Genomic DNA, 11,062 nt, shown 5'->3' with positions numbered 1-11,062 from the left:
GGGACTTGAACCCCCGACCTGCTGATTACAAATCAGCTGCTCTAGCCAAGCTGAGCTACACCAGCAACAATAAAATATTTCTAAAAAGCTATACCAATCGTATACTTTTTAATGGTGTCAAGAGAGAGACTTGAACTCTCGACCTCCGGCTTATGAGACCAGCGCTCTAGCCAGCTGAGCTACCTTGACGTATATGGCTAATTGGTTGCGGAAGCTGGATTTGAACCAGCGACCTACGGGTTATGAGCCCGTCGAGCTACCGTGCTGCTCTATTCCGCGATAATTAAAATAAAGTGGAGCGGGAAACGAGACTCGAACTCGCGACAATCTGCTTGGAAGGCAGAGGCTCTAGCCAACTGAGCTATTCCCGCACACTAATTAGTAATATAAAATGAGTCTAAATAGTATTACTACTTCTATTTAGATAATGGAGCGGGAAACGAGACTCGAACTCGCGACAATCTGCTTGGAAGGCAGAGGCTCTAGCCAACTGAGCTATTCCCGCATACACTATACAATGGTGGGTTATGGAGGACTCGAACCTCCGACCACTCGGTTATGAGCCGAGTGCTCTAACCAGCTGAGCTAATAACCCTGGTTAAATCTAAAGTGGCGGACAGTGAGAGATTCGAACTCTCGGTACCGTTGCCAGTACGCATCCTTAGCAGGGATGTGGTTTCAGCCAGCTCACCCAACTGTCCTTCTTTTCAAGTTTCGTTTACCACGAAATTTGGATGGGAATTATAATAGTATATCACTTAAATTATACTTAAAATTATTCCTTCTTTATAAAAATTTTTAAGAAAATTTATTTTAGTCAATTTTTAAATCATAATCATAGTATAATGAGACTATAGAAACAAAGGGTTACTTATGAAAAACATATTCAAACTTTATAATATTTTTCTCTTATTATTAATAATATTCTTTATAGGATTAACATATATTTATCAAAAAGAGGAAGCTAGCCTTCGTTCAAGTACATTAAATAAAATCAAGACTCAATCTGAATATATAAACGAATACTTTTATATAAATAAAGCATTTATTTTATCTTTAAAAAATACATTAGAAAGTAATTTAAATATTCAAGATCTTATTCATCCTTTATTCAATAATATAAAAAACAAGAAGGATATAGGTATATATAACATAGTATGTAATGATAAAAGCATAAAATTTACACTAAATGGTATTGGTTCTATTGATGAAATAGATTTAGATACTATTCAAGAATTGAATTCAGTTTTATATCTTAATCCATTATTTAGAACTATTCTAAACTCTAAACATGGCATTCCATGGGTTTATTATTCATCAGTAAAAAACTTTATATATATAGCTTCATCAAATAATGTATGGGATAAGAAATTTTTAAAATATCTTTATACAAAAGAGTTTTGGACAGAAGCAATTCCAAAAAATAATCCAAAAAAAAAGTTAATATTAACAAAAATATATAATGATGCAGCAGGTAAAGGTTATCTAACAACATTATCTTTACCTATATTTTATGACAATGTATTTAAAGGTGTTTTATCAATTGATATTTCTCTTAACATATTAAATAAAATGCTTAATAAAATTGATTTACCAGGGAAGGTATATTTAATTAAAAAAGATAATTCTATAATTGCAAGTAATCAAATATTTAAATTAAATGAAAAACTTAAAAGAAATAAGGAAACTTTTTCTATAAATCTATTTGATGATAATTTAAAGTTGCTCTATATTGAAAATAAAAAAGATGTAATAATTACCATTTTATCTAATACTTTTCCTGTGATAATGCTTTTATTATTTAGTTTAATTATTGTGTGTGTATTAGCACATACAATAATGTTAATAAAAAAAATCAAAGAAATAGCTAATAGAGATTTTTTAACATCTCTTTTAAATAGACGTGCAATGATGAAAGAAATGAGTAGACAATTAAGTATAGCAAATAGATATAATCAATCTACAGCATTACTATTAGTTGATATTGACTTCTTTAAAAGAGTTAATGATACATATGGTCATCAAGTAGGAGATATTGCAATACAACAAATCTCAAATGTTCTAAGTAAAAATGTTAGAGAATCTGATCTTGTCTCAAGATATGGAGGAGAAGAATTTTTAATTCTGCTATACAATACTAATATAGATGATGCATATATACTTGCTGAAAGAATTAGAAAAGAAATTGGAAATTTAAAAATTAAAGAAATAGATTTTCAAATAACTGTAAGTATTGGATGTACTGAATATATAAAAAATGAGTCAATTGATGATTTTATAAATAGATCAGATCTTTTACTTTATGAAGCAAAAGAAAAAGGTAGAAACCAAACTATAAAAGCTTAGGTTTCTTATTTCTTTAAATATTAGCTAATATTTTTTCTACTACTTCTTTTGGATTAGAAGATTTATAAATAGGACGACCTACTACTATAAAATCAACTAAATTTTCTTTTGCAAAAGGAAGATTGGCTACTCTTTTTTGATCACCTGAATCCTCACCAAAAGGTCTTATACCAGGACAAAGAGTAATAAACTGCTTTGAAGTATTATTTTTAATATCTAAGCTTTCGTAAGCAGAACAAACTACACCATCAACTCCTGATTCAAAAGTATCAATTGCAAGTTTAGTTGCTTTTGTATTTATATCTTCGTTATATACTGCTTTAAATTCATCATTATCAAAAGATGTTAAGGCTGTAACAGCGATTACAAGAGGTTTATTTGGAATATCTTTAATTCTATTCATAACTTCACTCATTGCACGTTTTCCTGCACTTGCATGGACATTACACATATCAACAAGACCAAAGTTTGCAATCTCTTGGGCTGCATCAGCCATTGTATTTGGAATATCATAAAGTTTTAGATCTAAAAATATTTTAAATTTTGGATTTATTGCTTTTATATCTTCTAAAAACTTTTTTCCATCTCTTATATATGATCTAAACCCTACTTTTAACCAAACATCAAAATCTTTGATTTGTTCTACTAGTGCAAGATTTTCTTTTGCACTTGGTAAATCTAAAGATACGCAAAGTTTCATTGCATTACTCATTTTTTAAGCCTTTGAAACTTTGTCAAGAAGTCCATTCATAAACTTAGGAGCTCCATCACTTGCTAATCTTTTAGATAATTCTATTGCTTCATTGATAATAATTGCTTTTTCAAGATCTTCATATTTAATTTCATAAATTGCAAGTCTTAAAATTGATTTTTCAACTGAACCTATATCAGCTAGAGTTCCTTGATTTAAGTGAGAAACAATCTCTTTATCAATTTCTTCAATATTATCAATAACACCATTAAAAAGATTTAATGCAAACTCTTTTTGTTTATTTCTAATTTTCTTATCTTCTAAAATATCGTCAACATATTTTACAATACCTTCATTACCTAAATCATATGCGTATAAAAGACCGATTACTGATTCTCTTGCTTGTGTTCTAGTTGCCAATTTATTTATCCATCGCTTTATATAAGTCTAACATTTCAATAATTGTAACCATAGCTTCTGCACCTTTGTTTCCAACTTTTGAACCAGCTCTTTCAATTGATTGCTCAATTGTATTTGTTGTTAAAACACCATTTGATACAGGTTTCCCGTATTTTAAAGCAACTGTTGCAATACCTTTTGTAGCTTCTGCTGAAATGTAATCAAAATGAGGAGTTGCACCACGAATAACAGCACCAACACAACAAACTGCATCATATTTACCACTTGCTAATGCTTTTTCTAGAGCAAAAGGAATTTCAAAAGCACCTGGTACTAAAATTAAATCTAAATTATCTTCATTCCCACCATGTCTTTTAAATGCATCTTGTGCGCCTTCAACTAATCTATCAGTTATAATGTGATTAAATCTACCATTGATTACTGCAATTTTTTCATTACCTGTTAATCTTAAGTTACCTTCAATAATATTCATTTGTTTCTCCAAAAAAATTAGTAATTTTAAAAAATTACCCAATTATATTTATTTATTTTTTGCGATTATATCTAAAATTTGATTAGTTTAAAGGAAATGGAGTTTTTAATAGTTTATAAAAGGGTAAAAGCACCCTTTTATTTATTTGTAGTTTAAAACGTCTTGAATAGCAAATAAATCATCAATAACTTTATATAATTTATCTACTTGAACCATATTAGGTCCATCACTTAAAGCAATATCAGGGTTTGTATGTGTTTCAAAAAAGAAACCATCAACACCAACAGCTGCTGCTGCTTTTGCTAAAGAAGGAACAATAGCAGAGTTTCCACCTGTTGTTCCTCCAGTACTTGGAACTTGTGCTGAGTGTGTTGCGTCAAAAATAACTGGTGCAAACTCTCTCATAGCAATAAGATTTTTCATATCAACTATTAAAGAACCATATCCAAAGACATTTCCTCTTTCACAAAGCCACACACCATTTTTATCAGAATTTTCATAATTAACTTCATCAATTCCTCTAGTTCTTAACACTTTGTCAACTGGATGTTTCATACTTCCTGCGGCTAAGAATTGACCTTTTTTTATATTAATAATACAATTTGTCTTTGCAGCTGCAACTAATAAATCAGTTTGTCTACATAAAAATGCTGGTATTTGTAAAATATCTAATACTTCACCTGCTGGTGCAGCTTGAGTTGATTCGTGAATATCTGTTACTAATTTGTATCCAAATTGTTCTTTTATTTCTTGGAAAAGTTTTAAGCCCTCTTCTAATCCAGGTCCTCTATATGAATCTAAACTTGTTCTATTTGCTTTATCAAATGAGGCTTTAAAATAAAATTCAACTCTTTTATTTTCACTTAATGGTATTAATTTTTCTGCAATTCTCATTACAGTATCTCTATCTTCTAAAACACATGGTCCTGTTAAAATTTTCATTTGTTTTTTCCTTTAAAAATTATTCGTTTTTCTTCACCTGTCAATGCATAATGAAATTCATTTATATTTTGACAAATATATTCTATATCATTTTTAGCATGATTATCACATGCTAATAAAAGCTTATCACCTATTTCTAAATTATGTTCATAAAGTGGAAGTAAAAGTGGATTCCCTTCCCTTTCTAAGAGTAATGGTACCACATTATTTCTCTGTTCTTTATTATGTAAAGATGTTGCAATAACATCTAATTGTAAACTATTTCCTTCTTCTAAATGATTAAATATTTGAGGTGTTTCTTTTTCATTTATTTCTATTTCAAAAATATTTGGATTATGGTTTGTCTCTTCAACTAATCTTCTTACAAGTTTTGAAGCCCATTGTTCATCCTTTTTTATAATTATTCTTAAAAATTTATCAGCAAGAGGATTTATTAATGCATTTGCAGTTTTATTAATTAATATTTTAGAAGGTACAAAAATATGATCAATATTTGCATTTTCAAAAATGGAGTAATCTTCCATTTCATTTTCTCTTATAATTGTCATTATTTTGGGATTTAATTTCTTTGCAGTTGCTAATACTGAAAGATTTGTGGTATCATCATTTGTTGCAGCTATTATGGCTACAGATTCTTTAATCCCAATATCTAAAAGCATTTCTTTGTCATCAGCATTTGCAAATGTAAGATGAGACATTTCTTCTTCGGATAAATCACCAATTGAATTTTTATTAATTTCAACTAGTTCAGCTTCAATATTATTTGATCTTAATTTCTGATAAATTTTCTTTCCCATTCTTCCATAACCACAAATTATATATTTTCCCTTTGGGAAAGTTGGAAGAGTTGCATTTAAATCATCTATTTTATAAAGCCATTTTTCTAATTTAAATAAGTTTGGAGCACTTAAAGCCATATTAATTTCAGAAGAAATAATAGAAAAAGGATTTGCAATTATTTCAACATTTAAATCTTTTAAATTTTCTGTATGATTAATTGTAGTTGATTTAGCAGCTATTTTTACATATTTATTTAATAATTTTGAAATTAATGCAATTTTTAAATTTAGAGTATCATCTTCAAATAAAGAGACTATTGCCTTACAATGATTTTTTTTAATTCCAGCTAATTCTAAGGCCTTAAGATTATAATTTTCTGAATATAAAACAGGTATTGTAGGAGTAAAATTCTCTAACATTAAATGATTTATTTTATTTCTATTTTTTTCAATTACAACAGTTCTAATACCATCTTCAAGTGCTTTTTTAATAATTTCACTTGTAATTTGATTATAACCTAAGATAATTATAAACTTTTCTTTTAAATTCTTTATTTGTCTACGAAATCTTGCTCTTTCTATCTCTTGCAAAAAAAGTTTATCTTGAAGAAGAGAGACCAAAGTCCCAATTCCGTAAAACCATCCAAGGACAGTTATATAAATAGAAAAACTAACCCATATTCTTTGAGAATACGTAAACTCAAATGGTGTTTCACCAAATCCTATAGTTGTAGCTGTATATGTGATAAAATAAAAGGCATCAAATATTCCCATGTGATAAGGCTGTCCATCTTGATTAACACCTTCTATTAAAATAAGTCCTGTGATTGAAATTGTGTATGTTATAATAATTACTAGGAAAGGTATACGCATTCTTTGTAATATTATAAATAATGAACTGTTTTCCAATGTTTTACCTAATTTTATCGTTTTGATTTAAGTGTATCTCCTACATATAATAAAACAGATACAATATTTGCTAATAATGCACCACCTGATAATGAAACAATCGCCCCTATAACCTCAGCATCTATAACATAAACATACGTAGCTACTGTCCATATAATTGCAGCAGCAAAAAGTTGTATATCTGCAACTAATGATGTTGCTAATAAAACTGAACCCATTTGTGTTTTATCACCAAGTTTTAGTGTTGTTGCAATAAGATTAACAATAATAGCTGCAAAAAGTTCATATTTACTATGATCTTCTAAAGAGTGCATATCTCCATAAAAAAAACCAAAGTTAACTGTCATTGCTAAAATAATAAAAAATCCAGATATTACCTTATCTAAGTTCATGATATTCATCCTCCAAATCTTTTCCAATATCAAGTCTTCTTGCGAATACACTATCAATATTATCATGTACTCTTGAATCTTTATCTAGGAAAAGTATTTTATGTTTATTTAATTCATTTATATTTTTTAATCCCATAATAGCAAGCATTCCCTTAACACTTTTTAATAAGTTGTTATGATAATTTCTAACTTTTTTAGCTTGTTTATAAACGAAATATTTTTTTCTTTTTTTCTTATCTTGAGTTGCCAAACCAATAGGACAAACATGACCCGTTGTACCAGAACAATATCTCGCTCTAATACATCCAGCACTCATCATAAATCCACGTGCAATTTGAATAAAATCAGCACCAATTGCCATATTAATAATAACATCATCAGGTGTTAAAACTTTACCACTTGCTATAATTTTAACTTCTTCTCTTATGCCATATTTTCTTAATACTTTATCTACTAAATAAATTGAATCTCTTATATTTAATCCAACTCTTTCCATCATTTCAATTGGAGCAGTTGCACTACCTCCTGAACCACCATCTAAAGAGATGAAATCTGGATATCTAGTATCACCTAAATCTATTCTTCTCTTAATTTCAGCAGCGTATGGTTCAATATTTTCAATATCAGAAATTACTATTTTTACACCAACTGGTTTTTCTGATAATTCTTGTAATGTTCCAATAAAATCAAATAATTCTTCTAAAGTATTAGCATAAGGAAATCTATTTGGAGAGAATACATCTTTATAAGCTTCTACATTTCTATAATACGCAATAGCTGGAGTTACTTTATGTGCAGCTAATTTCCCACCTGTTTGTTTTGCACCTTGAGCCATTTTAATTTCAGTCATTCTACAAAACTTCATCGTTTTTTGATATCTATCTGGATCAAATTTTCCTTCTTTATCCCTTGCACCGTAAAGTCCAGAACTTATCTGAAAAATTATATCTGGCATATCTTCTGGTACATCTTTTGGAAAATTTTCTAAAGGAGCATCCCAATTTATTCTATGGAATAGTTGAGATTTAAGATCAAATACATAAGTTTCCGCTTCTTTATCTTTACCAAAAACTAGACTTCTATATACATCTGCTGCTAATGCTCCATTAAAAAGGAAATGCATAATATCTTTTGCTGCTCTAGAAAAAATATTACCATGAACTATTTTCATATATTCAGGCTTATAACTTTGATGAGTAATAAAAAAGTTAGATGTTACTCCACCCTCACCTGAGTTAATAACAAAACCTCCCATTTTAGCACCTCTTACAAATGCTCTTGTTCCTTCAGGTGAGATAGATCCATCACTCATAGCTGATCTTCCAATAATTGATTTACTTATATAAGGGTTTTTTCTATTAGCCCCAAATATAACTTCAAACTCTTGATCTACTTCATCTTCATTTAATACAATATTTGCATGTCTTATCATAAATTTTGGCTTTGGTAAAGGTTGAGCAGGAGAAAAAGATGCATAATTTGGTACATCATTTGCAGCTTTGTAAACCCAGTCTAATTTATCTTTTGATTCATAGAATTTTTCATCACCAAAATATTGTCTAAAAGGTTCTCTAGCTTCCTCAAAAACATATCTTAATCTTCCTATAATTGGATAATTTACTAATAATTGATGATCTCTTTGAACATATTTATCATGTATATACCAAGCAAAAATTATTATCCAAAATAAAATCCAAAAATCTGTACTAAGTTCTAATTCCATATAAATCCTTTTTTAGCTCTTTTTACTAGATACTAAAAGTCCACTTAAAACAATGAGTAGTATACCAAAAGAAATCCATATTGTAGGAAGACTATCACCTAACATAATTCCTAAAATAATTGAAAATGCAATATTTGAATATGATATTGTTCCAATAATTCCTGCTTTTGCACAAGAATACGCTTTTGTCATATAAATTTGCGCAAATGTAGCAGTTATACCTAAAGCAACAATGTAATACCAATCATTACCTGTTGGTACAACAAAAGAGGCAAATAAATAGTCTAGATTATGATTTGTATAAAAAGTACCAATAATCAGAAGTATCAAAGGTCCAACTGTTCCAATTAACATAAATGATAAAACAATAGCTCTTGAATCATAAAATTTTCGAAGCTCTCTAATAGATGTATATGCTAATCCAGCACCAACACCACATAATATTCCTAAGTAATCTGTTTTTTCTAAATTATTCGCATCAAAACCTGTCATAAATAATATTCCAATAAAACCTATAAAAACACCTAACCATCCTCTAATTCCCAGTTTTTCTTGTACAAATAAATATGCGAAAATAGCTGAAAAAATTGTTGATGTTTTTGAAAAAGTCATAGCTTCTGCTAAAGGTATTTGTGAAATATTATAGAAGAAAAATAGTAAGGCAATAAAACCAGCCATTCCTCTGAAAATTAAAAGAGATGGTCTTCCACCAACTTGTGATAAAGGTTTTCTATATATTGATAGTAAAATTAAAAAAACGCCAAAGACATTTCTAAAAAAAACAACTTCGATTGAACTCATTGAGTCACTTAATTCTTTTGCTACAGCTCCCATAAAAGCAAATAACAAAGAAGCAAATAACATATATTTAGCACCTTGTAGTACTTGATTATCCATTTATTATTCCTAAATTAAAATCGCAATTGTATTGGTATCTATATTAAAAAAAGATTATTAATTTTACTCTTTAAAGCATACTTTGGTTAAAATATATACTTTATATACAACGACAATATATTTATAGTAGGAATAAAATGAAATATTTAAAAATTCTTGGAGAAAACAAACTTTCTGGTGAAGTTTGTATTTCTGGAGCTAAAAATGCGGCATTACCTTTAATTGCATGTACAATTTTAGCAAAAAATGAAATTAAAATGGGAAACTTACCCGATGTAGTTGACATCAATACTTTTTTAAAACTTATTGCTAAACTTGGTGGAACTTTTACAAAAAAAGATCACACTGCAAATATATCAACAATAAAACTTGATAAAACTACTGCAACATATGATATTGTAAAAACAATGAGAGCATCTATATTAGTTTTAGGACCAATTCTTGCAAGATTTGGACATTGTGAAGTTTCACTTCCAGGTGGATGTGCTATTGGTCAAAGACCTGTAGATTTACATTTAAAAGCATTAGAACAAATGGGTGCTAATATAATTATAAATCATGGATATATTGAAGCATCAGCACCAAATGGATTGCAAGGTGCAAAAATTGTATTTGATAAAGTAACAGTTGGTGGAACTGAAAATATTGTTATGGCAGCAGCTTTAGCAAATGGTGAAACTACAATTATCAATGCAGCAAAAGAACCAGAAATTGTTCAGCTTTGTGAAGTAATTGCAAGCTCTGGAGTTAAAATTGAAGGTATTGGTACTTCTACATTAAAAATAACTGGTACAAATAAAGAACTTTTAGAAATAAAAGATTTTGATGTAATTCCTGATAGAATTGAAGCAGGTACATATATGTGTGCAGCAGCTATTACAAATCAAAAAGTTAAAATTTCTAATGTTATTCCTTTACACTTAGATGCAATTACGTCAAAACTTGAAGAAATGAATTTTAAAGTTTTACAAGATGAAACAAGTGTAACTATACTTCCTACAGATGAAATTAAACCTGTAAATATTTTCACTACAGAATATCCAGGTTTCCCAACTGATATGCAAGCACAATTTATGGCATTAGCAACACAAGCAAATGGTACAAGTACTATTGATGAAAGATTATTTGAAAATAGATTTATGCATGTTAGTGAATTATTAAGACTTGGTGCTGATATTCATCTAAATGGAAATACAGCAACAATAAATGGGAAAAGTGGAACATTGTGTGGTACTGATGTAATGGCCACTGATTTAAGAGCTTCATCTGCTTTAGTTTTAGCAGCACTTGTTGCAAAAGGTGAAACAAATATTCATAGAATTTATCATCTTGATAGAGGATACGAAGACCTTGAAGGAAAGCTTACAAAAATTGGTGCAAATGTAAAAAGGTTTACAGAATAGAACACCTTTTATAATGATAGGTTAAAAACACTTGACTTATCATTTTTTTAAGTATAAATTAAATAAAATCATAACAATTATACAAAAG

10 protein-coding genes and 6 tRNA genes are annotated in these 11,062 nt (G+C 28.9%); 2 read left to right on the top strand and 14 right to left on the bottom strand.

Annotated features, from left to right (window positions below; genetic code table 11):
- Window positions 1–112 precede the first annotated feature (112 nt).
- The 6 genes from D9T19_RS09290 to D9T19_RS09265 form a co-directional block, all read right to left on the bottom strand.
- A tRNA-Met gene (locus tag D9T19_RS09290) sits at window positions 113–189 on the bottom strand.
- A 13-nt stretch (window positions 190–202) separates the two neighbouring features.
- Window positions 203–279, bottom strand: a tRNA-Met gene (locus tag D9T19_RS09285).
- 15 nt (window positions 280–294) lie between these two features.
- A tRNA-Gly gene (locus D9T19_RS09280) sits at window positions 295–371 on the bottom strand.
- A 57-nt stretch (window positions 372–428) separates the two neighbouring features.
- Window positions 429–505: transfer RNA gene (locus D9T19_RS09275), tRNA-Gly, on the bottom strand.
- Window positions 506–518: 13 nt separating this feature from the next.
- A tRNA-Ile gene (locus D9T19_RS09270) sits at window positions 519–595 on the bottom strand.
- Between the two features lie 15 nt (window positions 596–610).
- Window positions 611–701 (bottom strand) — tRNA-Ser (locus D9T19_RS09265).
- Between the two features lie 172 nt (window positions 702–873).
- On the opposite strand from D9T19_RS09265, the gene D9T19_RS09260 reads away from it, so the two are divergent.
- Complete coding sequence (locus D9T19_RS09260; RefSeq protein WP_121627957.1) at window positions 874–2,346, top strand: sensor domain-containing diguanylate cyclase; 1,473 nt, start codon at window positions 874–876, stop codon at window positions 2,344–2,346.
- 13 nt (window positions 2,347–2,359) lie between these two features.
- Here the strand turns inward: D9T19_RS09260 and pyrF are convergent, their stop codons facing one another.
- The 8 genes from pyrF to D9T19_RS09220 form a co-directional block, all read right to left on the bottom strand.
- Complete coding sequence (gene pyrF, locus D9T19_RS09255) at window positions 2,360–3,058, bottom strand: orotidine-5'-phosphate decarboxylase (RefSeq protein ID WP_121627956.1); 699 nt, start codon at window positions 3,056–3,058, stop codon at window positions 2,360–2,362.
- 3 nt (window positions 3,059–3,061) lie between these two features.
- Window positions 3,062–3,457, bottom strand: coding sequence for a transcription antitermination factor NusB (gene nusB, locus D9T19_RS09250; RefSeq protein WP_121627955.1), 396 nt, complete (start codon window positions 3,455–3,457; stop codon window positions 3,062–3,064).
- 1 nt (window position 3,458) lies between these two features.
- Window positions 3,459–3,929, bottom strand: coding sequence for a 6,7-dimethyl-8-ribityllumazine synthase (gene ribH / locus D9T19_RS09245; RefSeq protein ID WP_121627954.1), 471 nt, complete (start codon window positions 3,927–3,929; stop codon window positions 3,459–3,461).
- A 141-nt stretch (window positions 3,930–4,070) separates the two neighbouring features.
- A complete protein-coding gene (gene kdsA, locus D9T19_RS09240; protein WP_121627953.1) occupies window positions 4,071–4,871 on the bottom strand; it encodes a 3-deoxy-8-phosphooctulonate synthase in 801 nt (266 codons plus the stop codon).
- Window positions 4,868–6,559, bottom strand: coding sequence for a potassium channel family protein (locus D9T19_RS09235; protein ID WP_121627952.1), 1,692 nt, complete (start codon window positions 6,557–6,559; stop codon window positions 4,868–4,870). Before D9T19_RS09235 ends, kdsA begins: the two co-directional genes overlap by 4 nt.
- Window positions 6,560–6,573: 14 nt before the next feature.
- Window positions 6,574–6,951: a DUF6394 family protein gene (locus D9T19_RS09230; RefSeq protein ID WP_121627951.1), complete on the bottom strand. Its 378-nt coding sequence runs from the start codon at window positions 6,949–6,951 to the stop codon at window positions 6,574–6,576.
- The gene (locus D9T19_RS09225; protein ID WP_121627950.1) at window positions 6,938–8,674 is read right to left on the bottom strand and encodes an FMN-binding glutamate synthase family protein; all 1,737 of its coding nucleotides are present in this window, start codon (window positions 8,672–8,674) and stop codon (window positions 6,938–6,940) included. The genes D9T19_RS09230 and D9T19_RS09225 overlap by 14 nt, the downstream gene beginning before the upstream one ends.
- A gap of 12 nt (window positions 8,675–8,686) precedes the next feature.
- Window positions 8,687–9,571: a DMT family transporter gene (locus D9T19_RS09220; RefSeq protein ID WP_121627949.1), complete on the bottom strand. Its 885-nt coding sequence runs from the start codon at window positions 9,569–9,571 to the stop codon at window positions 8,687–8,689.
- A gap of 137 nt (window positions 9,572–9,708) precedes the next feature.
- Between D9T19_RS09220 and murA the strand changes: the two genes are divergently transcribed.
- A complete protein-coding gene (gene murA, locus D9T19_RS09215; protein WP_121627948.1) occupies window positions 9,709–10,974 on the top strand; it encodes a UDP-N-acetylglucosamine 1-carboxyvinyltransferase in 1,266 nt (421 codons plus the stop codon).
- Window positions 10,975–11,062 lie beyond the last annotated feature (88 nt).

Source organism: Poseidonibacter antarcticus, assembly GCF_003667345.1.
In the GTDB taxonomy this organism is placed as follows: domain Bacteria; phylum Campylobacterota; class Campylobacteria; order Campylobacterales; family Arcobacteraceae; genus Poseidonibacter; species Poseidonibacter antarcticus.
Note: the sequence above shows the minus strand (reverse complement) of the source record. Positions and strands in the feature narration are given on the sequence as shown.

Bases quoted from the DNA above. Each gene is read 5' to 3' on its own strand.
- pyrF (WP_121627956.1), bottom strand. From the start codon at position 3,058: ATGAGTAATGCAATGAAACTTTGCGTATCTTTAGATTTACCAAGTGCA.
- murA (WP_121627948.1), top strand. From the start codon at position 9,709: ATGAAATATTTAAAAATTCTTGGAGAAAACAAACTTTCTGGTGAAGTT.
- D9T19_RS09220 (WP_121627949.1), bottom strand. From the start codon at position 9,571: ATGGATAATCAAGTACTACAAGGTGCTAAATATATGTTATTTGCTTCT.
- D9T19_RS09230 (WP_121627951.1), bottom strand. From the start codon at position 6,951: ATGAACTTAGATAAGGTAATATCTGGATTTTTTATTATTTTAGCAATG.
- ribH (WP_121627954.1), bottom strand. From the start codon at position 3,929: ATGAATATTATTGAAGGTAACTTAAGATTAACAGGTAATGAAAAAATT.
- D9T19_RS09260 (WP_121627957.1), top strand. From the start codon at position 874: ATGAAAAACATATTCAAACTTTATAATATTTTTCTCTTATTATTAATA.
- D9T19_RS09225 (WP_121627950.1), bottom strand. From the start codon at position 8,674: ATGGAATTAGAACTTAGTACAGATTTTTGGATTTTATTTTGGATAATA.
- kdsA (WP_121627953.1), bottom strand. From the start codon at position 4,871: ATGAAAATTTTAACAGGACCATGTGTTTTAGAAGATAGAGATACTGTA.